18 protein-coding genes and 1 tRNA gene are annotated in these 22,934 nt (G+C 49.7%); 7 read left to right on the top strand and 12 right to left on the bottom strand.

Features of this window, described 5'->3' with window-relative positions; translation table 11 throughout:
- Positions 1–29: 29 nt before the first annotated feature.
- The 4 genes from CKW15_RS00820 to CKW15_RS00805 form a co-directional block, all read right to left on the bottom strand.
- A complete protein-coding gene (locus CKW15_RS00820; protein WP_095151293.1) occupies positions 30–1,820 on the bottom strand; it encodes a retron Ec67 family RNA-directed DNA polymerase/endonuclease in 1,791 nt (596 codons plus the stop codon).
- A gap of 675 nt (positions 1,821–2,495) precedes the next feature.
- On the bottom strand, positions 2,496–5,759 hold the full coding sequence (locus tag CKW15_RS00815) for a type I restriction endonuclease subunit R (RefSeq protein WP_095151292.1): 3,264 nt from the start codon (positions 5,757–5,759) through the stop codon (positions 2,496–2,498).
- Positions 5,756–7,099: a restriction endonuclease subunit S gene (locus CKW15_RS00810; RefSeq protein WP_095151291.1), complete on the bottom strand. Its 1,344-nt coding sequence runs from the start codon at positions 7,097–7,099 to the stop codon at positions 5,756–5,758. Before CKW15_RS00810 ends, CKW15_RS00815 begins: the two co-directional genes overlap by 4 nt.
- Positions 7,099–9,450: a class I SAM-dependent DNA methyltransferase gene (locus CKW15_RS00805; RefSeq protein WP_095151290.1), complete on the bottom strand. Its 2,352-nt coding sequence runs from the start codon at positions 9,448–9,450 to the stop codon at positions 7,099–7,101. Before CKW15_RS00805 ends, CKW15_RS00810 begins: the two co-directional genes overlap by 1 nt.
- A 429-nt stretch (positions 9,451–9,879) precedes the next feature.
- Between CKW15_RS00805 and CKW15_RS00800 the strand changes: the two genes are divergently transcribed.
- Together CKW15_RS00800 and CKW15_RS00795 are read left to right on the top strand one after the other, a co-directional pair.
- Complete coding sequence (locus tag CKW15_RS00800) at positions 9,880–10,353, top strand: hypothetical protein (protein WP_095151457.1); 474 nt, start codon at positions 9,880–9,882, stop codon at positions 10,351–10,353.
- A 316-nt stretch (positions 10,354–10,669) separates the two neighbouring features.
- A complete protein-coding gene (locus CKW15_RS00795) occupies positions 10,670–11,167 on the top strand; it encodes a hypothetical protein (protein ID WP_095151289.1) in 498 nt (165 codons plus the stop codon).
- Positions 11,168–11,202: 35 nt separating this feature from the next.
- Here CKW15_RS00795 and CKW15_RS00790 read toward each other — a convergent pair whose 3' ends face one another.
- Positions 11,203–11,445 carry a hypothetical protein gene (locus CKW15_RS00790; RefSeq protein WP_095151288.1) on the bottom strand — a complete coding sequence of 81 codons (243 nt, stop codon included), beginning with the start codon at positions 11,443–11,445 and terminating at the stop codon, positions 11,203–11,205.
- A 330-nt stretch (positions 11,446–11,775) separates the two neighbouring features.
- Positions 11,776–12,252, bottom strand: coding sequence for a GNAT family N-acetyltransferase (locus CKW15_RS00785; protein ID WP_095151287.1), 477 nt, complete (start codon positions 12,250–12,252; stop codon positions 11,776–11,778).
- A gap of 300 nt (positions 12,253–12,552) precedes the next feature.
- Between CKW15_RS00785 and CKW15_RS00780 the strand changes: the two genes are divergently transcribed.
- On the top strand, positions 12,553–13,467 hold the full coding sequence (locus CKW15_RS00780) for a DUF6685 family protein (protein ID WP_256583014.1): 915 nt from the start codon (positions 12,553–12,555) through the stop codon (positions 13,465–13,467).
- A 69-nt stretch (positions 13,468–13,536) separates the two neighbouring features.
- Here the strand turns inward: CKW15_RS00780 and CKW15_RS00775 are convergent, their stop codons facing one another.
- The 3 genes from CKW15_RS00775 to CKW15_RS00765 all read right to left on the bottom strand — a co-directional run bounded on the left by CKW15_RS00775 (position 13,537) and on the right by CKW15_RS00765 (position 16,091).
- Entirely contained in the window at positions 13,537–14,166 is a 630-nt protein-coding gene (locus CKW15_RS00775; protein ID WP_143498310.1) for a hypothetical protein, read from the bottom strand.
- A gap of 262 nt (positions 14,167–14,428) precedes the next feature.
- On the bottom strand, positions 14,429–15,796 hold the full coding sequence (locus CKW15_RS00770; protein ID WP_095151285.1) for a hypothetical protein: 1,368 nt from the start codon (positions 15,794–15,796) through the stop codon (positions 14,429–14,431).
- 19 nt (positions 15,797–15,815) lie between these two features.
- Complete coding sequence (locus CKW15_RS00765; RefSeq protein ID WP_095151284.1) at positions 15,816–16,091, bottom strand: hypothetical protein; 276 nt, start codon at positions 16,089–16,091, stop codon at positions 15,816–15,818.
- A gap of 309 nt (positions 16,092–16,400) precedes the next feature.
- Between CKW15_RS00765 and CKW15_RS00760 the strand changes: the two genes are divergently transcribed.
- Positions 16,401–16,547: a DUF4113 domain-containing protein gene (locus CKW15_RS00760; RefSeq protein WP_095151283.1), complete on the top strand. Its 147-nt coding sequence runs from the start codon at positions 16,401–16,403 to the stop codon at positions 16,545–16,547.
- Positions 16,548–16,673: 126 nt separating this feature from the next.
- Here the strand turns inward: CKW15_RS00760 and CKW15_RS00755 are convergent, their stop codons facing one another.
- The gene (locus CKW15_RS00755; RefSeq protein ID WP_218239559.1) at positions 16,674–17,375 is read right to left on the bottom strand and encodes a hypothetical protein; all 702 of its coding nucleotides are present in this window, start codon (positions 17,373–17,375) and stop codon (positions 16,674–16,676) included.
- Positions 17,376–17,702: 327 nt separating this feature from the next.
- Here CKW15_RS00755 and CKW15_RS00750 point away from each other — a divergent pair, with 327 nt between their 5' ends.
- Positions 17,703–18,332: a hypothetical protein gene (locus tag CKW15_RS00750; RefSeq protein WP_095151282.1), complete on the top strand. Its 630-nt coding sequence runs from the start codon at positions 17,703–17,705 to the stop codon at positions 18,330–18,332.
- Positions 18,333–18,525: 193 nt separating this feature from the next.
- Positions 18,526–19,458 carry a hypothetical protein gene (locus tag CKW15_RS00745; RefSeq protein ID WP_095151281.1) on the top strand — a complete coding sequence of 311 codons (933 nt, stop codon included), beginning with the start codon at positions 18,526–18,528 and terminating at the stop codon, positions 19,456–19,458.
- Between the two features lie 90 nt (positions 19,459–19,548).
- Here the strand turns inward: CKW15_RS00745 and CKW15_RS00740 are convergent, their stop codons facing one another.
- Together CKW15_RS00740 and CKW15_RS00735 are read right to left on the bottom strand one after the other, a co-directional pair.
- Positions 19,549–21,318: an ATP-dependent endonuclease gene (locus CKW15_RS00740; protein WP_095151280.1), complete on the bottom strand. Its 1,770-nt coding sequence runs from the start codon at positions 21,316–21,318 to the stop codon at positions 19,549–19,551.
- A gap of 589 nt (positions 21,319–21,907) precedes the next feature.
- Positions 21,908–21,998 (bottom strand) — tRNA-Ser (locus CKW15_RS00735).
- 244 nt (positions 21,999–22,242) lie between these two features.
- Here CKW15_RS00735 and CKW15_RS00730 point away from each other — a divergent pair.
- Positions 22,243–22,914, top strand: a complete 672-nt coding sequence (locus tag CKW15_RS00730) for a Bax inhibitor-1/YccA family protein (protein ID WP_095057771.1) — start codon at positions 22,243–22,245, stop codon at positions 22,912–22,914.
- The last annotated feature ends 20 nt before the right edge of the window (positions 22,915–22,934 follow it).

Genomic DNA, 22,934 nt, shown 5'->3' with positions numbered 1-22,934 from the left:
TAACGCAATCTGCAACGAGTGCTTTAAAGTTAAGCTTTCGATTTTAGCGCCAAGTTTTGCTCAATTACAGACTTCTTGATTCTTGGGTAATCCTTGATGGCTTCGCTTATCGATCTAAGAACTGGCGCAAACCTTTTAAATTCAATATCGGTACGATTGGCCTTCACGATTCTTTGTGCGAATGTGTTTTTGTTATATGTGGTCTTGGATGGTTTGCTCAGAACCTCAAACGTTTTACCCTCCCATACTTTTTGCAAGGTAGACGAAGGGAAAAAATCCTCCATCATGGTCGGCTGCCCACCCTTCAAGGGAGTTAAAACAACGTATAGGTTCTGAGCGATATAGTAAATTGTTTGAGATTTATCCAGAACTGTTCCTTTGCCGTTCGCAATAGAGTAACGACTACCAGTAGACTCTTTTATTGCCTTGAATATTGGGTCTGAGCCGCTGTCATTATCAACTACTATGATGGTTGGATGTAGAGGTGGGTGCGCCTTATATTTAGCGCAATTTTTTGCGTAGAAGCGAATGAACGCAGCGAGATCTGCAGATCCACCATTCAGATCAAGCACCCTGTGTGTAAGCTCGCTATAGTTAATAAAGCGAACCCGTAAAGCTGGATTACCATCTTTATTTGGTTTGCATAAGCGAGGAAACCTGTCCATCAAAGACTTCATTGCACAGGTTAAATAAACGTTATCTGTTTTACCCTCGCATAAAATTGTCGGCTGAGAAGAAGCATAGAAGTTCTTATAGAACAAGAAGTCGCCGTGAATTTTCTCTAGAGCGGCTTTTTTGATTGATTCTATTTTTACACTGCTATTATCAACTATTTTTTTACGATTGAATTGGTCGACCATGTATATGTAGCTAAAATAGCCGTCAATCTTTTCCAGCTGGGTGTGATCTTTTATTTCGGGCTTATTCTTTTTGTCAGACACTGAGGCTTTGTCTTTGACGAAATAGAAGCCGTTGTTAAATAAGCAATGAGCCATTGCTCGCACGGTTCGCCGAACCTCAACAGGCGTGTTGGTAATCTGGTTAACTGTGAGGCCGGTGACAGATTGTCTATTGGTTCTGTACTGCATCCGTGTTTTATCATGATTAAGCTTGAACCCGCTCTTCTTAATAATTTTAGCAAGAGCCGGGCCAGCTACCCATGGATTACTGCCGTTATCGGAAGAAGCAATTTCCGCAGGAAAAATCTTCTTATTCGTTGAGAATGTCAAATCGTCCGCGTAACGAGAATAAGAGCAACCATTTTTTTTTGATAGTTGGACGAGTCTCAAATCCAGTAAGTGGCCGATTAGATTGGACGCGACAGGTGAGGTGGGGCTTCCTTGGGGTAGTTTGTCGTCATGACACATGATTTGCGCCAAAACGGTTGCCACTTTGGGATGAAGCTTGAAATCTTTATTGCTTATGAGGAACCCACGTACCCTGCCCCCGTGGATACTATCAAAGAACCCCTGAAGGTCGACATTAAATACGAAACGTCGTTTTTTATGGACTTCCGCATTGGTAACTATCGAATAGCCGTCTTTAAAGCCATGAGATATCGCTCCTCGTTCGGCCCCAACTTTCTCGATAGTGGCCAAGCACTCATCTAAAAGAACTTTTACCTGCTTCTGAAGAGCTTTTAACTCATCACATGGAGCACTAATTAATCGAGGTGAGCCATTGCTTTTGGGAATTGAAAACTGAGTGTACTTACCGGGCCTCTTATATACCAAGTATGATAATGCGCTTGGCGTGTAATTGAGGATGGCCGCTAAATCATGAAGCGAGGTTGCTTTCTGAAGTTGATGCAGCTTTGACATGCAACATCCTTGTTTGGGAGCGGAAGCTTACAGGCACTCAAATGCGTCCCGGCAGGGTATTCCGAACCGCCAACTTGTGAGTCGCGTAGGAGCAATCTCCGACACGATGGTTTCAAATGCCGCGAAACGCGGCAAAAAATCTGCCTGTAAGCTTCACGCAGAAAGTATCATGCCATCATACCGCCATTGTCAACGGGCCTTCACTTGGCTGGCGAGGTCAGATCATCATAATCGCTACACGTTGGCTTAGGTAAAGCCTACCTTCCGTGCCTCCAAAGGCTTAGGTGTTGGGGCGGATGCGATTTTGACCCAGGCTGCTGATTTTGACTGACCTATATGCGGCCTCTGAAATCCTGCGCAAGGACATCACTGAGTGTTCGGGCGGGTCAATGAATTCCGGTAGCTAGGGTCAAAATCGCATCAACGCCAACATTGCAGCAGAAAAATCGTGAAAAGCCTTCGCAAAACTGCGAACTTCGATAGGTATGTTCTTGAAGTCTTCTAATTCACATGCAAGTGGTCTACTTTTTCGTGGCATGAAAATTTTCTCCGTGGAATCAGTGTATCTTCGTGAGGCCTAACGCCGACGTTAATCGGCTGTCTCGTCAGCGGATGTCCCGTTGAGTGCCCTGTTACGCCCATAAAAAGCCATTTCTCAAATAGTGGAGCCTGTAATTACGTTGTCAGGTTAAGCAGGTCAAAAACCACCTTCGCAAATTTACTGGCTTTAGCTGGATCAGATAACAGTTGCATCATCTGATTCTGGTGAGCATCGCCACTGTCCATTATTGCGTCATCTACCGCGTTGGCAAAGTTCCCCAGCAGTGCTTGCTCAGCGGTATTGTTGGCCAGTTGCTGCATGACCAATTGGTTTTCACTGACCTTGTCGCGGATGGTGTAGGCGTAATTCACCATGTCTTTCTCAGTCAGCTGATCAGTCACAAACAGCTCATTGAGCCTTTCTAATATTTGCGAAAGCAGCTCTTCCTTGATGTCCTTTGCCGTTGCTGAGCCAAGTCCCTCTCCTGGTACCAGTTTATGGTCGGTCGAGTCTTCTATTAGCTTCAGGTCTTGCTGGCGTATTTTCGAAACGCGGTAGTGGCTGAGCACGATACTGTTGAGGTCAATATCATCCTCGTCCACAGCGGTTTCGCGCAGCATTGGACTTAGGTTGCGCGCGTACAGACTGAGCTTTTCTAACTGTTTGTCATCGTAATCGACGATCTGCGACATGAATTCATAGAAACGCACGAAGGTACCAAGATCCTTTTTGAAGATGTCGAGGGCGTCCTTGGCTTGCTTGCATTCCTTCAGGTCATTTTCCGCGTTGGCGATCAACACCGCATCTTGGGTCTTTTTAATCCGCTCAAATATTTCTTTCGAGTGCGCATAGGCCTCAACCGCCTGCTTGTAGCTTTTCGTCCAGCGTTCGACCGCTGGCTTGCAAATGTTGGCAATCGCCGCATTGCTTTTGTTTTTGACGAAAAATGCTGCGCAGAACTGCTCAACCTCGCTCGACTTATAAATGCCCGCCGCGTTGAGCTTCTCAAACAGATCGAAGATCAAGTCTGGATTTGAGACATCCGCCAGCTCTGCCGTCTGAAAATACGGCTGGAATGAGTCGAGGATTTCCTGCGGCTCGTTGAAGAAATCCAGGATGAAGGTGCCAACTTCCGCCTTGCCCGGATAAGTACGATTCAAGCGCGACAAGGTCTGTACGCACTCCACACCGCCGAGCTTTTTGTCCACGTACATCGCGCATAACTTGGGCTGGTCGAAACCGGTCTGAAATTTATTGGCAACGATCATCACTTGATAATCATCGCTATCAAAGGCTTTGCGCATGTCGCGGCCTTTGAGGTTGGGGTTCATGTTGCTCTCGGTATATTTGGTGCCAAGTAGCGCGACGGCGTTCGGGTCTTTATCGGTAAATTCCACCTCGCCCGAGAACGCCACCATGGCATGGATTTTTTTGTAGCCCTTATCGACGATGTATTTGTCAAAACACAGCTTGTAGCGCACAGCTTCTTTGCGAGAGCTGGTGACCACCATGGCTTTGGCTTGCCCACCTAGTAGGCCCATGACGTTGCTGCGGAAGTGCTCTACGATAACCTGCACCTTTTGCGCGATGTTGTACTCGTGCAGGCGCACCCACTGGTTGAGCTTGACCTTCGCTTTTTTGCTCTCAACTTCCTGATCGGCCTTATCGATTTTTTGCGCCAGGTTGTAGGCCACTTTGTAGTTGGTATAGTTCTTCAGCACATCGAGAATAAAGCCCTCTTCAATGGCCTGACGCATGCTGTACACATGGTAGGCCTCGGGCTTATTGGATTTAGAGGGTTGCTCAGCAGGCTTGGGCAAACGGCCAAACAGCTCCAGCGTCTTGGTTTTTGGCGTGGCGGTGAAGGCAAAATAACTCAGGTTTTTTGACGCCTTGCGTGACGCCACGGCGGCATCGAGGATGTCCTCAGAGTTGAGTTCGTCCTCACCATCAGCCTTGGCCTCAATCATCAGCACTTCTTTCAGCTGACGCGCTGTAGAACCAGTTTGCGAGGAGTGGGCTTCGTCGGCAATGATCGCGTAGCTGCGTTCTTTCAGGCTGACGCTATTCTCGATGGCGCGTAGCACGTAGGGGAAGGTCTGGATGGTGACAATAATAATCGGCTGTGAGTTTTCCAGCGCGGTTGCGAGCTTTTCCGATTTGGAGCCGTCGCCTTCCTGATTATTGATGCGGCCAACCGCGCCATCGACGTGTTCAAATTGGTTAATGGTGTCTTGCAGCTGATCATCCAGCACGGTGCGATCCGTTACCACAATCACGGAGTTGAATTGCTTGCAGCCCTGGTCGTCATAAAGCGCCGATAGCTGATGCGCTACCCATGCAATCGAATTGGACTTACCGGAACCGGCGCTGTGCTGGATCAGGTACTTATGGCCGGGGCCCTCGGTGCGGGCCGCCGTGACCAGCTTATTCACTACATCCCATTGGTGGTAGCGTGGAAAAATTAGGCTTTCTTTTTTGTATTTACGGCCTTCCCAGTCTTCTTTCTCTTCAATCTGCAGATGCACAAAGCGCCCGAGAATCGCCAGCAAGTTCTTGGGCAGTAAGACTTCGTTCCACAAATAATCGGTGGCGTACTGGTTGATGTCTTCCGGCACATCGTTACCGGCACCGCCAACTGTGGTGCCCTTGTTGAATGGCAGGAAGAAGGTCTCAGCGCCTTCCAGTCGCGTGGCCATATAGACCTCGTACTGGCTCACGGCAAAATGCACCAGAGCACCACGCTTGAAGGTCAGTAGTGGCTCTGGCTTTTTGGTGATTGGGTCGGTGGCAAAGCGTGTGGTTTTGTATTGCTTAATGGCGTTATGCACAGCCTGCTTGAATTCGGATTTCAGCTCTAGCGTGGCGACCGGCAAGCCATTTACAAACAGCACCAAGTCAATTCGCCAGGCTTTGGCCTTGCTGCCGGACTTTTCGAGATGTTCTTTGCTTGCCCAAGGCGAATAAGCCACCTCAGGCACGACACGGCAGCGGTTCTTAGCGTAGCGAGCCAAGGTATCGGGGTTTAGATCGTGTTCAGGTTTGAACTGGCACAGACTGAACCGGGTGCCACGGTGACGAAGTTCATGGCGCAACACGCCCAGCGTGCCGAAGGTGCGCATTTCTTTGCTGGCGGCATTGGGATCAGTTTTATTCAGCTGGGTAGCAACACGTTCAAGAAAGTGGCGCTCTGGGTTGCTCGGGTAGAGCGTGCAGAACTTTTGCCACTGTTCAACCTGGGTTTCTTTGACAAAACCCAGCAGGTCGTCGGGGTACAAGGCCAGTTCACGGTTGTAGTGTTCCGCATTGCCCAATAGCCAGCCACTGGCCAATAAATGCTTGAGCATGTCGTTCTGAAACGTCAGCTCGTTGGCCTTACTGCCACCCAATGCACTCATGCGGCAACTTCCTTGTTAGTCTGACTTGTTTGTGGCGCGATCCAGTCTCTTAGATCGATTTTGCCGGTGACGGCGGCGGAGATTAGGGCCGTGCGACGCTCTTGCATTAGCCGAATAGCATTTTCAGCTTTTCCTAAAAGGGAGTTAAATTGCATTGAGCTAAATTCAATTTGTTTAACAATTTCTAACTGCTCGCAGCTTGGAGGAACTGTAACGAGCATGTTTTTAACCTCGTCAAGGTATATATTTTTTTGCGTATTAGACTTTCCCATGGCAGCATAAAGAAACGGATTTGATAGATAGTGATACAAATAGCCGTTGTCGATTTTTAGGTTGCAGAATGGAATAAATCCATCGTGAATACACACCTTGATTTTGTTTATAAATGCCTTGCCTATTGTTGCTGAGGCTGTGATTATCACATTGCCCGGGTACACCCTTGCACTTTTAGTGCTGCCCAACACTGAGAGCCTCAACTTAGACTTAAATAAATATTTATCGCATGCTGTGGCGTCGGAAATATTTAAATAAGCCCACTCACCCTCATCATCAAAATATTCAGGCGCATCAACCGGCCTTAAAATAGCACCCCGTGTAATGTCAGCAATATATTTTGCTTGTTTTACTTCCCAATGCTCCGGCACCTCCCCCAACCACTCAACCCCCGAATCGCGCAGCTTGGCGTTGGGGTCTAACCCTTTGGTAACGGCATGGCTAATCACGGCCTGACGCTTTTCTTTCAGCAGTTGGATAAGCTGTTGTTGCTTTTCGATCAGGTTGTCGATTTTAGCCGTTTCGTGGTCGAGAAAATTAGAAATGCTTAATCTTTCATTTTCTGGAGGCAATGCAAATTTTAGCTTTGAAATTACAGATGGATTGATTCTTTGATGGCTTTTTGTTGCGGACTCAACTTGGCTGCACACGAAAGAGTTTAACTCTTTGGAGTGCAGCATGTAATGTAGGTATTTTTGACCTTGTGTTATTGGTCGCAAAACTACAAATTCAGTCGAAGCTACCGCCATTTGAGCGTGCGAGGCGACAGTTGATATTGTTTGTTTGCGTGGGTTTAATTTTGAAAATAAAACATCACCGGCTGCAACTATGAATTTATTGCTATCAATGGTATCTCCTTCTTCTGCTCTGCCAATGCCTATTTCCTGCACTGTTGGAATGCTGTAGTGAATTACAACTTTTGACTCTAGCTCTTTAGGAGTGATCTGATCTTTTATGGTGGCTGCAAGATCATCCATTCTCGCTATAGGCCATGTGCTCGGAATTACTCCAAGCCACTCAACTCCTGAGTCCTTATACTGAGGGTACGGCTTATATCGCACCGCCATTACGAATGCACCTCTTGCAGCAGCTGCAGAATTTCGGCTGATACGGCATCCAGATCCGCATCTATTTCGAGCAAATCCCGTGGGGGTTGATACTGGTAGAAATGTCGGTTAAAGGGGATTTCATAGCCGACGATTCCGACTTGCTGATCCTTTGCGTCTTTCTTACTGGCATCAATCCAGGCATCGGGCACGTGCGGCTGCACTTCTTTTAGGAAGTAAGCCTCGTTAATTGAATTTACGCTTTGACTCGGATCGAGCGCGACGTTCTCGTTGTCACGCAGCTCGCTATCGGTTTGATATTCCAGCACCTCACCGTTGACGGCAAACAATCCGTACAAGGGATTTTCTTTGGTCTTATGCGCCTTTTTGATGACCTTTGCCGCTTCTGGGTTTTTCCAGCTCACTGCATCGATGATTTGTTTTTTGTCTTTGGCGTCTAGGACAATGCCCTGTTGCTTGCAGACTGCTTTGACTGCCTCGTCAAAGATGTTGAAGTCATCATGCTGGACGGTGCCAATGCTGGCCTGCAGACTTTGCGCCTTGAGTAACAGCCGCTTCTGATCCATCCATGTTGTTCTGTTGAGCAGATCTTTAATGTGTTTCTCTTTTAGATCGGGGAAGTGCAGCTTGCAGTAACGCCGAATAACGTCTTCATGGGCGCTTAGGTCACCGTAACGCCTGCAGTTGTCGCCGTCGCTCCAGCTTTCGCCTTCTACTGCGCTGAACTCTTGGTAAACCCAACGCATAGCGATGTTGAGGGCGCCGGGGGCAAAGCGGCAGGTAGCCACTCGCTCGTCACTAAACTGGTAAGACAGACGCAATGGTCGCTCAATGCTGATGCGGCGATAGCCGAACTCATGGCTGTTGAAGATCTTGCTAGCGAAGGTCTTGGCAGTCTCGACTTTCGGGTTGGCAGCCTGGCGGCCTCGATTGCTTTTTTGTGCGGTTTGTTTGTCCAGTTCGTAGGCATCTACTGCGGCAAAGCTGCCGAAGGCGCGGATCACCGTGGCGATATCGTTTTCGTCCATTTCATTGCGCTTGGAACCGAGGGATTTACGCATTTTTCCGAAAAGGTTCACGGCATTGATCAGCTGCACCTTGCCCTTACGCTCCTGGGCTTTTTTGTTCGACAGCACCCAGATATAGGTCGAAATACCCGTGTTGTAGAACATGTCAGTGGGCAGCGCGATGATGGCTTCGAGCAGGTCTGCTTCAAGAATGTAACGACGGATTTCCGACTCGCCTGAGCCGGCGCCACCGGTAAACAACGGCGAGCCATTGAGGATGATGCCAATCCGCCCGCCGCCTTGAGAACCGTCGCGTAGCTTGCTGAGCAAGTGCATCAGGAACAACAAGGAGCCATCGCTGACCCGTGGTAAACCTGCGCCAAAACGGCCACTGAAACCTTTTTGCGCGTGCTCTTCACTGATTTCTTGCTCGATCTTTTTCCAATCCACACCAAAGGGCGGGTTGGAGAGCATGTAGTCAAACTCGGTAGCGTAAAGTTGGTCGTTCGACAACGTGTTGCCGAGTTTGATGTTGCTTACGTTCTGCCCTTTGATCAGCATGTCAGCTTTGCAGATGGCATAACTCTCAGGGTTTAACTCCTGACCATAAGCTCGCATAACCGCCTGCGGGTTCAGCTCATGCACGTATTCCATGCCCGAGGAGAGAAAGCCGCCCGTACCTGCCGTAGGGTCGTAGATGGTGCGAATGATGCCGGGCTTGGTCAGCGCATCATCGTCTTCCATAAACACTAAGGAGGTGGTTAGGCGCACAATGTCGCGAGGGGTAAAGTGCTCCCCGGCGGTTTCATTCGATCCTTCGGCAAAGCGGCGGATCAACTCTTCAAACACCAAGCCCATGTCGTGGTTGGAAACAGCTGCGGGGCTTAAGTCAGTCTGCCGAACTCGCTGCACGACCTTATAAAGCAGATTGGCATCGTTGAGCTGGCCGAGAAACTCGGTGAATTTGAAATGTTCAAAAATATCCCGAGCATCCTTGGAGAAACCTTGCAGATAGGATTCCAAATTGGCCTTGATGCCAGCCTCACCAAGCTTGGACATGTCCATTTTTGAGGTGTTGAAAAATGATAGTCCGTCTGACTGACCAGGGAGTTTCGTGGCGCGAAGCAGCAGCTTTTCCTGCGCTTCTTCGGACATATTGAGATGCTGGATGCGTGCATGCTCAGCCAGCACCGCAGCTTTGCTTGCCTCCAACACGCATTCAAGCCGCCGCAACAGGGTGAACGGCAAAATTATCCGGCCATACTGGCTTTGCTTAAAATCCCCACGGAGTAAATCAGCCAATGACCAGATGAAAGCGGCCAGATTGTTAGAGGCTTGCGACATTGTTTGAAGTTCCCTGTGGTGCTTGGCGGTTGCTGAAACGGTACGTAACACGATTATGAATAGAGCTGGGCGGCATTATGATGCAACGGCAGCACGCGGTTATGCCTGAAATTGGATATTTCCACTCGATAGGCTTGCGCGAGCGGACGGAGGTTAGCAGCACCACCGCTTCCATCGGCACGCTGTTGTACCGCAGAGCAATTCTAACAATTGCTCAAGAAGGTGCCAGCGCAGGCTTTGGCGCTTTCGGGTGAGCGATTTCGGCCTTCCTTCACTCAAACGTGCTGAACTGATCAGGGTTACATACCCCCAGGCGCTTACCTCCTTCCAAGAGCTGAGAGCAGCCTCCAGCGTTTTGCTATGACTATGCTTTTGAGGTCTCTCGGAATCCTATCCACAACGCTGGCCTTTTTTCTGGAGGAGGTCGCTATGGCTCGAACAGCCCAGCAGAAACCCAACACTCGACGAGGCCGTCCGAGGCTCGAAACTCAACGAACCCTCTATCAAATCAAGCTGTCGGAGTGGGATTTTACATGGTCGTTTAGCCTGGCCTTGCCCAATAATCTGAGGGCTAACGAAGGTCATTATGATGAACACATGCTACTCACGCTGAAAGGCGAGGTGCTCTACCCAGAAAGCTTCAAATATCCAGAGGTTGAATGCCAGCTGTACGCAGACCCTCGATTGGCGCAAGACAAAGATCCCCCCAAAGGGATTGGGTCTATGACAGCAAGCGGGAAACGGTTGGTTGTTTATATAGCAGTACCTCGCGAGCGGATTGATACCTTGGTAGGTGCAGCCGACCGACTTTTATCCCTAGAGTTGAACTCCACCCCTCTGCATTACCGCCGTGCGCTGGTTATGTCGATGCATCTGGGTACAGAGCCAGAGCCCGATTGGTAATCCAATTGCGAGCTTACCTGGATGCTTTTCAGGCAAAGGCTCCTGCGAATCCTTATCGACAGTAGCTATCTGGCTCATTTCTACGCGTTCTTTTATTCTGACCAGCAGTCCTTTTCTGTACGGGTCATTCCATAGCCGTCGAACCAACTCTCGATAGTGACGGCGAGCGATGTGTCTGATGAGTTAGGTGACTTCGCCGGATGGTTATAAAACGGTTGCCTCCGAATCAGGTGTAGGCCCATGGTGGAGAAGGTGATCGCGGCATGATGCCGCACTCAACGCTTGCTCAAGGATTAACCAATTTGTTGGGGGAAATATGGACTTGGTTGAAGAGGCACTCAGAGCAGAGCTCCCGAAGCTGGCAGTAGACTTCTTCGTCGTTTTCTCGAGATTCGAATGCGCACTGAAGCGGTCTGGCATCTATGCAATTGGCGACGAAAATGGAGTGAGTCCTGATTGGGATAAATTTGCGCGAGATCTCGGGCCGAGATTCCTCAGCGATGTCCTCGCGCTAGATATTGCCCCTGTCCTAGTAGCCAACCCTCCCAAAAAACAAGTGAAGCTCGATGATGGGATGCTTGGGTGGAAAGATACAAATGCTGTGGCGCGCACGTCGGATCTGTTTGTTGCGATTCGCCGTGTGAGGAACAACCTCGTCCACGGCGCGAAATATCAAGATGGCGGCGCCGGTCATCCGGATTTCGTCGAAGGGTCAGAAAGGAGCGATGTGCTTCTCCGCCAGTCTATGGCTGTGATGAGCTTTGCTTTGAAGGTTCGTCCAGATATTCACGGTTATTTTCGGCGTTACGGATGAGAGGCAGTTCGATGGAAGGCCAATATCGAGCAAATTCAGAAGGGTAAGTCTTCGCCCTCAATTGGCTCAGGTTCATCTTGGGGCTTCGGCATCAGAGCTTGATGAATGCTTTCGAGTCGAGCCTGCAGTTCATCGAACGTCACCACCAAAACGACCTTCAAACCGTTCCGATATTGCTCAAAGGCACGCTGTTTATTTTCTTCTATTGGGGTGCGCCCGATAATCACGATGGCCGCAACCGCATGGGTGTGAACGCGCTCTTCGAGGTCATACGCCAATCCGTAAATCTCTCGCTGTAAATGGCTCTGTTGGCTGATGACCTGATGCGTTCAAGTACAGCTGCAACGATTCTAAGCTCTTTCATAAGCGTCCTGATGTCGAATAGTGGATATGCATCGGAGGTAGCTCAAAGTTCCTCGAGGTCACTTGTCCGGCTTCCGTGGAAGGTCGCTTTGAGTTGCCAATCCAATCGCGTTATCGCAAAGAATCTGGCCTGCCGCACCAGTGAACATTTCTTGAGCCCATCGCTCACATTTGATGGCCGATAGCTGGGCAAAACACACGGCTCACAAAGTGGATCTCTACGAAAAAACGCTACAAGCAGATGATCAACAGATCTGTCGATCAAGAGCGTCTTGAATGGCTATTACCGATCCGATCCAATGACGCCTGTTTTCATAGGGTGTGAATCCCAGCCGCTCCGCGAACGCTGACGCGTTGGCATTGGCGCATTCGACCGCCAGATATCGATAGCCGAGTTCAGGAGCCAAATCTACTAGCAGCTCCACCAACGCCCGACCATGACCAACCCGTTGCTGCTTGAATCCTATGCGAGCCAGCACAAGGCATTCACGGGGCCAGAATTCTTGGGGTTTTACGAACATCCGAAAGTAGAGGTCGTACTGCCTTGTGAAAGCGGAGACAGTTCCGAATGATCTCCAGAGTCGTTGCTGAACGTACCTGGTCTTGTAGTTGAACCGATCCAGGATGAACTCCGCCAGGTACGGTATGAGCTCATCACAACGTTGCGCTGAAAAAGCGTGCCACTCGTCATCACTGGCATCGACCGCAGGAAGGATTGGCATTGTCACGATCCTATCTGAAGAAAGAAGAGCGAAGTGTAGGTACCGTTCACTCAAGCCGCGCAACCGCTTGTGGATTGCAGGTCTTCGACGCCATACGAGGAGTGATCACCATACTTCAATATCGAGGACTTCAAGCGTGCGATGGGTCATTGGCGACAGGCGTATGAGCGACGTTTGTAGTTCGGCGGCGCCATGCAAGTCGGTCTTTTTTCTGCACCAAATATCCACTGGTTTTGTGACGCTTTTTTCTGCACTCTTTACTCCACCGCTGCTTCACTAGAGTCGACATAGGAGCTTGAAATGCTAAGGAAGGCTGTAAAAATCCTTCGAGATTCTCTGCTTGAGAACTTGGGTTATCCGGCCTCACTGATCAACCTCTTACACGAAGACAACGGGTTGAATAGACACCTCGTTGAGCATGAAAAGGGTATCGGCGCATTCGAGATTGTTCGTTGGAATGATTTCGGAAACCTACTGACTGAAGATCATTTCCATCGTCGACGCCTTAGTGGTTGGACGCGTTGCCCAGGCTCATATCAAAACTATGGCAGCACAAGCGTCGTACGTGAGGATCTGTTGAACCTCGGCACGGTCATTGAGCAGGAACGATGGGACTGCGAGATCCAGGATGTTCATGGGTTCTCTGCTTCAAAGTCCGAGTTGAAAAACTTCAAGAGCATGGACGCCATGGTCATGCGGAACTCTGAACCAATGATCACCCCGGTCACGAAGGAAAAATTCGCAGAAAATCTCCGATGGGATGAGATCCGCATCATTTCTCGAGAGAAGACCACTGACCATTTCGCCACGTGGGAATGGGATGGAAGAGTTTTCCTCATCAACAGTGGTGGCTCTCATCACTTCGCAGCGGCCAAGTACATCGCGAAGCGCCTCGAGATCAAAGTGCCTTTGTCCGGAAAGTACGTGATGTACGGTATCAATCAGGTAGCGGTGGCAAGCCTGCGTCGCGACTTCGACATGTTTGTGATGTCTTGGACAACCGACCATCATTTAGCTTTTCACAAGGCCATGCAAAACTTTGAGGCCACGTACTACTGGAAAGCTCTACCACGGCCTTACACCGAACAATGTGCGATCTTCTTGCCGAAATCTGAGAAGCGCTCGGCCAAGGTCGCTCAAGTGATGCATGAGGCAGGGTTCCAGGATCTGGGCAAATACCTAAAAGCGCTTGGTTGTCGGCTGCCCTCAAGCTGAGCTTCGGCTGCAGGGACGGGTCTTTCTCTTTGCCCGAGATAGTCCGCCAATTGAAATCTCTTGATGCAGTCAAGTGCTATGCCTAGTGGCAAAGGTTACCCATTTGAAAAACTCAGAGTCTTTGTTAGTGTAAGTGACACTATATGGAAATTCATAAGCTTTGCTGTCAATCGAACTGATTTGCAGCTCTACAGTACCTTTTGCCCAATTGAAACGAACATTACGCAAGTTCCTGTCACCAGTCTCATTTTTATCGTTGGTTTCGATATCACATGGGTGTCTGACTGACCATCTATCCGTGGCACTCAAGAATAAGTGGGCCACATCAATGTAAATCTCAACCATCTCCAATTCGGGAATAGCAAAATCATGTTCGGTTTCGTTCCGGGCCTTATTTAGTTTTTCCAGCACACCTAATGACGGAAGCCCGCATTTTTTCAAGTATTCGGAAAGAGCATGAAAATTCTTGAGCTTGTTCAATGATACCGCACCAAATCCAAGGCAAACATCTTCCATTCTGAGGTGAAGTGCTCGCTTCGCATTTGATAATCCATTGATTAAATTTCTAGGTGCGGTGCCATCTATCAGATCTTGTCTAGCGTATTCCAGATAATCTTCTGCAGACGGATTTTCTCGGCAGCGGTACGTGCTCCACATGAATGAAACGTAATCTGGATCGATACTATCTGGGTCAAACATACGGTTTTCACGTTGTAGTGGGCAATGAAGCGGATGTTAACATGATGGTGGCGTTTGGCTATTGCCTCGCTCGCTTGCTTCGGTTGTTTGCTCGATAATGCTCACGTTAGTTTTGCCGGCTGGTAGGTTGAATCGCAATCTACTCAAGATCGTAGGAGTTCTACGGGTAGTGTTCGTCCCACTCGATGAGCAATTCGGGTATAGCCATTGGCAGGGATCGAAGCCCCCTGGTTCGGCAGACATCAGTCCAAGAATAGAGGGATTAGAATCTCGAGAACTGAGGGAAAATTATTTCCCCCACGCGTATGGATAGCGTTCTCCATTGAGCCAGCGAAATCCCCCTAAAATTTGACCGGATGAACTGCATTCGCTGACGACGCAACTCACGATTATGAGCACTTCTCACCTCTATCAGCAGAGGATTGAGCTGATCTTGGCAGCCAAGCAACGTGTGTAGTTGCCGCTGCTGATACTTGATCCTAGTCAGCGGAACCTGTTCTGCATGTTCGATCTCCCTCAGGTTCACCAAGTCGTAATTTTTGACATCTGGCACCCTAATGTCGTGCTTCTCAAGTGTGCAATAGCTCCAAGCAAGCGTCAGAGCGCACATGTTTAGCAGTACGGTTTCGCTGGCCTCGTGTTCGACAAAATCTATTCGTTCCCATCCCAAGATCCACTCAGCCTGGGCGTAGATCCTGCTGATATGTACGGCCTTAAGAGGCCTCCATTCCTGTTCATCGGCGAAGAATTCACCGGAGAACTGGCTGGTCAGCCATTCTTTGAATACATCCTGACTCAGCTCAGCCGGAATACGATGTCGTCCAGCGGCACGTAGGCCCATTACGAGCCGAAGCAAACTTCGGACTGCGGTGTCCTCGTATCGCTCGTATTCAAGCATTTCCCAGTGGTAACGATTGACCATGCTGGCCAGCAGTAATCGTGCAGCAAGAGAATCGTTACTTACTTCGGAGCCTTCAAGGATATGGCACACAGCCCTTGTAGTGCGCTGAGTTACACGTGGAGGCATGGCCTGTATCTGAGCAAACATGAGTGGCGCAGACAGGTGCCTTAGCCGGTCTACCATGTCCTGATGACGATTTTTCCAGCTGAGATCAAGCCAGTCCAAAGGCTTCCACAGCTTGATCTCTGGAAGGCTGCTTAGCGGAAAGGTGCAAGCACCGAGAAGGTCGCCGAATTTTGTTCGCTCATCCGGGCGAAGCTGGCTATAAAGTTCATCCAGAAAGCGTTTTCTACCGCGTGCCATGTCCCCGATCTGCTCAGCTGCTTTTCGCAAGTTTTGTGCGAGCGGCTTACCGTCCTTGATGGCTCCGAGCAGGAAAGCACCGAGTGGGCCTATAAAGCTGGACTGATCGTTACCATCCGCAACCTCGGGTGCTTCGAGTAGGAGTTGAGTCGACCACTGCACGAGCTCGGCGGACATGATGGTGCAAACTTTCAAGTACTGTTCGACCTCTGCGCCGTGTGTGGCTCGCTCCTTTTCGGTCATGCTGTTCAACCAAGCTTGGTATCCGTGGTCAGTAAAACCAAGGATGTTCTTGATGCTCTGGAGAGCACGGCCCTTTCGGGCCAGCTCTCCTCTAGCGAGCTTTGCTGCTCCTTTGTCGATCATCATTGACTACCGGCAGTGGTTAAAAAACGGGGCTGATGGTCGGTAGAGCTTGGGCTTCGAGGATTGCTCGAGTGCGTTTGCCCAGTTCTTGGCCGCCGAGTACGCCGACAGTGTACTCGTCCACTGTGATGGCTTGACGCATGGCGTCACGGAAGCAGGTGTCTGGTTTCACATCCTGGATAGCCTGGGCCAGAGCGTTCAGGTACTCGGGCTCCGAGAATTTCTTACGAGCCTGCTGCAGGTGGTAGGAGTCGCAACCTGCTGTCCAGGCGATGGAGACGGTCTTCTTGATCATGGATAACCTCTTCGTTTCTGTTGGTAGGGATTGCGATGCCAGTGTCATCCGACCAACCATCATCTTCGAGCAGGTAATCCGATTTAATTTTTGGGACAGGGCAAGGGACGAGCCAACAGACGCCTCACTACCCGATTCTCCACCGGCCTAAGCACCAGGAGATGGAAAACCCCTAGCCGTTTTGACGTGATTGGCGATCTCATATTCACGCCAGCCTCGCATGGCGCGACCATCGATGTCCTGAGGCATGCACTCGAGTGGCGGGGCGTGGTGCAGCAACTCCCCTAACCAGTAGTGAGCCAGAATCTCATGGGTGTTCTGGGCGCAGTGAATGGGCGTAGGGGACGAAGCATCATGTGTCTAGCGAGAGTGACACTAGATCCAGAGTGGGGCAGGCGCAGAGAGATGAGGAGCCAGAGCTTTACCATCAAAATGGTTGAGCTCTCGACGGTCTAGTGCAAGTGACAGCGAGGTTTACTGGACTCATCTCTTGGTTTGTAGATATTGCCTTTTCGAACCTGGGGCGGCTGCTACAGGCCAGCCAATCCCCCACAACCGGCGCCCTTCTTGGAGTATTTCCCCTCAGGACAGTGGCGCAGGTTTGGTAAAAAATGGTGGGGGTGGAGGAGCGGGCTGAGTTTGGAGAGGACTTGGATAGGCTTTAGGTGCAAATGGCTTAGTGCCGAGAGCCCAGAGCGAATCGATATTCCGGAGGTACGTGATAACTCGGTGTTCGTTAGCGCTGATCAGGCCAAGCAATTCTGTTTGGTGAGGAGACCCTGGCGACCGATCAAACATGCCTACCTCAACCGGCCAGGCGTCACCATGGCGAGGGTTGTCGGAAATTTTCTGCAGCAGCCGAGTATATGACTCAAGATCGGTTTCACTGCCGCTGAAGTAGAATTTCGCCGCGACGATAACTGTTAGCATCCCCTTACGTTCACCAATGAATTGGATAGGGGAGAGCAACCCTGCCATGTAGATATCTTCGATCACATCGATGATCCGGGTGTCATGGTCTTCATCCCAAACCACCGCGAAATCATGGATTTCAGGTACTGCAAGGGGAGATCGCGTTACATCAAGCCATTCAACGGAGCGGAAGACCGAATAGTGAGTTCCTCGACCGAGGTACCCCACTGGTTCCGGCTCATCATAAAGGCAGGAGAACAAAGTCGAGTAGATAGGGGTTTGCATCAGAATTAACTCCGATTTCGTCAGAATATGTGGAATTCCTCCACTGTGGCTCAGCTTTCGGCTGACCCACGGTTCGAGATTCACCATAAACCTGCCTGCCGCTTTGAGCAATCCCTGCTTCTATGCAAAATTCCGGGCTTCAAGTGAAAAACGCCAGCTAACTGCACGAGGTATCGCTTGCGGCTACCTGATGGGTCGGGTGAATGAGCGTGACTTGACCATCAACAGGATCAGACTTGCTTGATCACATTGAGCGGGTTTGCAGTGAATAGAAGGCTCACCCACAGGCTTAGCAGTCTAGCGTTTTGGCGTGCTTCGCTGCAGGAAGCAAAAAGTGCTTTTTTTATAAAGCATTAATTGCTTTTGTAGATTAGTCGTGGGATGCTTCTTCGCATCAAGTAGGAGGGTCACCCCATGAACGACATTATTTCTCTCATCGAAAACGCGGCTAAGGCCAAGAATGACTTGGCATCCGCGTCCATCCGTATGCCCAAGGAGCTCTACTCCTTTATTGAAGGCTTGGCTGACCAGCTTGATCTGAGCCGTCAGGAGACAATGCTGAAGCTGCTCGAGAAGGGAGTAGAAGCCGCCAAGGCTGCCATGAAGCTTGATGATAAAGAGCAAGCAGCGGCAGACATCGAGTTGCTCGAGCCTTCGAGCTTCCACATTCTCAATACGAACAAACGTCACTCCTTGGAAGACCATGACCGCATGCTCAGAGAGGCTAGCGCTGCTGCGTTCTACGCCCCCTGGAAGTACAACATTGACCGTATCGCGAAAGGTGATGTGGTCTTCTTGTATGAGAATGGCAAGGGGATCGTCGCCTATGGCCAAGGCACTGGGGAAACTGAAAAGCGTGCGCATGACGGCTACCTCAATGAGTGCCATTTCCAGCGACTGAAGGATTTCACCATTCTGGACAAGCCCATTTCAGCAGCCGAAATTAAAAAAACCGTGCAGAAGAATGTTGTGTTTTTGCGCACGATGTCTCCCATGCCTGATGGCCAGGTGCTACTGGATCTCATCCAGAAGCGCACCTCGTGAAGTCCAATGTAGTTCCTGTTGCAAGCAATATGCTTTGCTCCCTCTGGATGAGACATGGATAGCTATTGCACCTGAAAGAGTTTCAAGAAACACCATAAATTGGATCCTCGCTATTTTTGCTTCGACATATTCTCAGCAGGCGAGCTTGGATAATACTCATTAAATAGCCGATTAATTTTTTGGGGTGCTTTGTATGGATGAAGATATTATAAAAGGGCATGAAGGCAGAGTGTTTGCCAATGCTCAATTTGACGTTGAACATGCCTTTGGTATGTACGCACTTAGTTATTGTACAATCCCAGCCGAAGGAATTTACGATAAAGAAGCATTGGCGCCGATGATGGATGTCATATCGAAGTGCCATATTTATATTATTGGCTATACGCCGATAATAAACCTTATCGGAGCGACGCAGGTCGGCCAGACGCTCTTTGTTAAGTTTGGTTTGCTAGAGGAAGAGTATATTATTAAATTTGATATTCCAGGTTTAACGCTGAGAGACGAAGATGGGTTTCTTTATCTACAAAACGCCGACGGTGAAAAATTCTGGCCCTCTTCTGAGGAGTTTCACTCAAGATTAAGTAATCAGACGAAAGCGGTTACCTTCAAGGTGAAGTATATTGGTCAAGCTTATGGGCAAGATGGCTCTAGAAACGCAGTGGATAGGCTACTGAAGCATGAAACTCTCCAGAAAATAGCATTAAAAGGGGCTCCTCAAGGCCATAAACTGACCTTGTTAATGCTTGCAATCGAACCAAGTAATCAGTTGATAACCATGATGAACCCTTTTGCCAAAAATGGCGACAGTGGAAATGCCAGAATTAAGCAGGGATTCGACAAAGCTCAGAACACAACAGAAGCTGAAAAGATCTCGCTATACGAAGCAGCTTTAATTAGATATTTTTATCCTGAGTACAACAAGGAATTCAAGGATAGCTTCCCCTCGACAAATTTAAAAATCCTTCAAGATTGTTATGCAAAGGATTTCAGTGCAGTAGTGGCCGAGATTTGCATCGATGAACTCCCATTCACATTATTTTCGGAAGTTGTTGAGCCTAAACTCTATCATGTTGCAAGGCACCACTTGCACAAAGAGGAGGATAGGAAGATGTTTTTCGGAATGTAAAAAACTGACCATGTGCTTGTCGAAGGGGCATTACGACGATAGACATCAAAGCCCCGGTTTGAGATCGGGGCGTTAGTTAACCCGTTGCCATCAAATAGCACGCATCCAGTCCAGTGTGTTTCGGAAGACGGGATACTCCTGATCAATCATCTCAGCCTGCCAATTCCGGATATTATCTTCCTGCGCGATTATTGCTGCCTCTCCCTTCTCCACAATGTTCAAGGCATCCTCAATGCACCCCATAGGCCATACCCAAGTTGTAAACCCTTTCATGGCTTCATGGGCAGCGTTCGCGAGAGCTTGTCCGTCAGTATGTCTCGCAAAGGCAGCCCAGCAGTCCGCTGCTGATCCGTTCCTGGAGTTCTGAGGCATTCCATTACCACCGAGCTGGAAGCCTTCTGTTTGGCTGATAACTTGAAGCACAGATTTGACGTTAATCATCTCTTCGCATTCCTTCAGCAGCCAAGGCCCCCTGGCATGAGTGAATGCAAAATCCAAGTCAGCAATCACACCACATTTGATACCCATGGCCGTCAGGACAGAGAAGCCCTTGGGGATGGAAGTACAGCTACCGAGAGCTACAAAGCAGATACGTTCGAGCTCAGGCCTGACGCCATAGAGCTTTTCGTAGATTAGTGGTAGTAGCCTCTGATCAGTTTTGCCTTCGCAGAGAATTACCTTTTCGGCGAAATATATCTCAGCAATATTTCCGAGTTCAAAAAGGGTTCGAGATTGTGCTTGCGCCTCTGCCATAGCTTGCGCAACCGCCGCGCCCATCGGAATGCGAACCTCGGAACCATTCTCCCGAGATCTGCGCACTATCACCGTTTCAGGCGCGTTATCCCTGCTCACCATCAATGGCGAATGGGTGGTGAACACGACTTGGTAGCCGGACTTTGAAAGCACATGCAGTGCTTCCCTAAGGCCTCTGACACCTTGAGGGTGGAGGAAAATCTCGGGCTCGTCGATCAGCAGGAGACGACGGGAAAGGTCTTGGTCGCGGGTTTTGCGGATATCGGCCAGAAGCCTGATCAAGGCCATTTGTATCGCACGCTGCGCACCGCTACCTAAGGTGTCGAAACGTCTAGTTTGACCGGATATCTCATCGGTCACGTTTAGATCACCGCTCTTGAAAAACTCCTTAACGTCGATTGATGGTACGTCCAGGTTTAACAGCAAGCCAGGGAAGAAGCTTGAGAGGGCATTGGTGGCACTGGTGTCGAACTCAGTCAGTAGAGGGGATCGGTTATCACCGTCGGCTCCTAGTATATTCCTGACCGCTGTGAGCGCATCCTGAACCTCTTGGTGAGCAATGAGGATGGGCGCCATGATTTCATCCAGCAGCCCACGAATTGTGCTGCCAGCTTTGCCTTTGCCTAAGTCTTCCTGGACATCGTCCATGGCGCGGATATGCAACGCTTCCGGTAACAATGCGGAAATGGCCTGCGGCAGGCCCGTCGGATAGGAGCGCCAGGAAACAGGTAGGCCTTGCTCGTCTAGATCCGCATTAGCCCAGACTTCCGTGGTCGGCTTTGTTGAGCCTGATGCTGAAATCCTTATCCAAAGGTTACCGTTGATGCAGTAGGGGGTAATCGCGGCTCGATGCTTGGCTTCAGGAATTTGCTCAATCAACTCCTCTGTAATCCCAGACACGCAAGCGCTGATAATGATTGGCTCGTTGGGGTCATTCGCGTCTGTTTTCGCAAATGCCTTTGGTGCAAGCACTAATCTGATCGCATCGAGGATGGTGGATTTCCCCGCATTATTTTGGCCAACCAGTGGGGTGAAATCACCCAGCGGCAAGATCACTTGTTTGCACGAGCGGAAGTTTTGAATGTGTATTTTGCTTAAGGAGTGCATTGCGGGATTTCCCTATCTAAGGTGGGCGTGGCCCCTTAGCGTAGTTGGGAAGTGGCTATATGCCACTGGCCCTATTGCATCATGGCTCAAAGGCAGTGACTAACAATGAGCTCCTCTATCGAGAGACTTCACATTCGACCGTCTTTTCCCCAAGCGCTCCGATGCGCAGGTTAAGCCCTTTACTCAATTCCTATGTGCCTCCATAAAAAAGTGGTTGCTGGGGGTATCTACGGTCTTCTTATGACAGCCATTGACGACTCGAAATTACTACCTCGTGTATTTTCCTAGTGATCAAAAGTGTACGTCGCTGATGGAATAGAAGAGCGGATCAGGCCATCGTAGGAGCTGATTTACGGTACTAAGCGAGGGAGTGGCGGCTTCATGAACCTTTTGAGCGCGGCCTTACACAGTGCAGTAAGAGGCAGTAAGAGGCAGTAAGAGGCAGTAAGTCGCAACAAAGTTGATGTGCCTTATTGGGCAGTAGCACTGATCAGCAGGATTGAGCGCAAAGGGCGCCATACATCAAACGCTTTGCAAATAAAAAAAGGGCCTAGGTTTTTAGCCTAAGCCCTTGATTTTTCTGAATTAGTGGCGGGGAACCAGGGATTCGAACCCTGGGAACGCTATTAACGTTCGCCGGTTTTCAAGACCGGTGCATTCAACCACTCTGCCAATTCCCCGGTGTTTCCGACTGTGCACTTAACAAGATGCAACTGAACAGAACCTTAGATAAGAACTCATGGACCTGTTACAGTCGACGGTTTTCAAGACCGTTGCCTTAAACCACTCGGCCACACCTCCGTTTGCGTTGCGGGCGCCATAATACCTGAATGAAACACACTGTCAAACTCTCTGCATAGCTTGTTACAGGGTGTCTGTTATGATCTTTGCGACTGAACGTTTCAAACCAACAGGAGTGTCGCCATGCGCGAACAGGATTACGCAGTGAATAACAGCGTGCAGGCTGAGCAGCTAGAGGTTAGCCGCGTCCTGCGCAACACATATGGCTTGCTCGCCTTGACCCTGGCTTTCAGCGGTGTGATGGCCTACGTTGCCCAGCAGATGCGTGTTGGCTACCCGAATATTTTCGTGGTGCTGATCGGCTTCTACGGTCTTTTCTTCCTTACCAATAAACTCCGCGATTCCGCTTGGGGCCTGGTGTCGGCATTTGCCCTGACCGGTTTCATGGGTTTCCTGCTCGGCCCGATCCTCAACCGTTACCTGGGTATGCAGGGCGGCGCTGAAGTCGTCAGCTCGGCGTTCGCGATGACCGCTCTGGTATTCGGCGGCCTGTCGGCCTATGTGCTGATTTCCCGCAAGGACATGAGTTTCCTCAGTGGTTTTATCACTGCAGGTTTCTTCGTGTTGCTGGGTGCAGTGGTTGCCAGCTTCTTCTTCCAGATCAGCGGCCTGCAACTGGCGATCAGCGCAGGTTTCGTGCTGTTCTCCTCGGTCTGCATTCTGTTCCAGACCAGCGCCATCATTCATGGCGGCGAGCGTAACTACATCATGGCGACCATCAGCCTGTATGTATCGATCTACAACCTGTTCGTCAGCTTGTTGCAGCTGTTCGGCATCATGGGTCGCGATGATTGATCGTCAGCCCTGAATGAAAA

This window comes from Pseudomonas sp. Irchel s3b5 (assembly GCF_900187435.1).
Lineage (GTDB): Bacteria > Pseudomonadota > Gammaproteobacteria > Pseudomonadales > Pseudomonadaceae > Aquipseudomonas.
The sequence above is the reverse complement of the archived record's forward strand: the minus strand, read 5'-3'. Positions and strand labels throughout refer to the sequence as shown.

Excerpts from the sequence above, each read along its gene's own strand:
- CKW15_RS00820 (WP_095151293.1), bottom strand. The coding sequence starts at position 1,820 with ATGTCAAAGCTGCATCAACTTCAGAAAGCAACCTCGCTTCATGATTTA.
- CKW15_RS00815 (WP_095151292.1), bottom strand. The coding sequence starts at position 5,759 with ATGAGTGCATTGGGTGGCAGTAAGGCCAACGAGCTGACGTTTCAGAAC.
- CKW15_RS00810 (WP_095151291.1), bottom strand. The coding sequence starts at position 7,099 with ATGGCGGTGCGATATAAGCCGTACCCTCAGTATAAGGACTCAGGAGTT.
- CKW15_RS00805 (WP_095151290.1), bottom strand. The coding sequence starts at position 9,450 with ATGTCGCAAGCCTCTAACAATCTGGCCGCTTTCATCTGGTCATTGGCT.
- CKW15_RS00800 (WP_095151457.1), top strand. The coding sequence starts at position 9,880 with ATGGCTCGAACAGCCCAGCAGAAACCCAACACTCGACGAGGCCGTCCG.
- CKW15_RS00795 (WP_095151289.1), top strand. The coding sequence starts at position 10,670 with ATGGACTTGGTTGAAGAGGCACTCAGAGCAGAGCTCCCGAAGCTGGCA.
- CKW15_RS00785 (WP_095151287.1), bottom strand. The coding sequence starts at position 12,252 with ATGCCAATCCTTCCTGCGGTCGATGCCAGTGATGACGAGTGGCACGCT.
- CKW15_RS00780 (WP_256583014.1), top strand. The coding sequence starts at position 12,553 with ATGCTAAGGAAGGCTGTAAAAATCCTTCGAGATTCTCTGCTTGAGAAC.
- CKW15_RS00775 (WP_143498310.1), bottom strand. The coding sequence starts at position 14,166 with ATGTTTGACCCAGATAGTATCGATCCAGATTACGTTTCATTCATGTGG.
- CKW15_RS00770 (WP_095151285.1), bottom strand. The coding sequence starts at position 15,796 with ATGATCGACAAAGGAGCAGCAAAGCTCGCTAGAGGAGAGCTGGCCCGA.
- CKW15_RS00765 (WP_095151284.1), bottom strand. The coding sequence starts at position 16,091 with ATGATCAAGAAGACCGTCTCCATCGCCTGGACAGCAGGTTGCGACTCC.
- CKW15_RS00760 (WP_095151283.1), top strand. The coding sequence starts at position 16,401 with ATGGGTGTTCTGGGCGCAGTGAATGGGCGTAGGGGACGAAGCATCATG.
- CKW15_RS00755 (WP_218239559.1), bottom strand. The coding sequence starts at position 17,375 with ATGGTGAATCTCGAACCGTGGGTCAGCCGAAAGCTGAGCCACAGTGGA.
- CKW15_RS00750 (WP_095151282.1), top strand. The coding sequence starts at position 17,703 with ATGAACGACATTATTTCTCTCATCGAAAACGCGGCTAAGGCCAAGAAT.
- CKW15_RS00745 (WP_095151281.1), top strand. The coding sequence starts at position 18,526 with ATGGATGAAGATATTATAAAAGGGCATGAAGGCAGAGTGTTTGCCAAT.
- CKW15_RS00740 (WP_095151280.1), bottom strand. The coding sequence starts at position 21,318 with ATGCACTCCTTAAGCAAAATACACATTCAAAACTTCCGCTCGTGCAAA.
- CKW15_RS00730 (WP_095057771.1), top strand. The coding sequence starts at position 22,243 with ATGCGCGAACAGGATTACGCAGTGAATAACAGCGTGCAGGCTGAGCAG.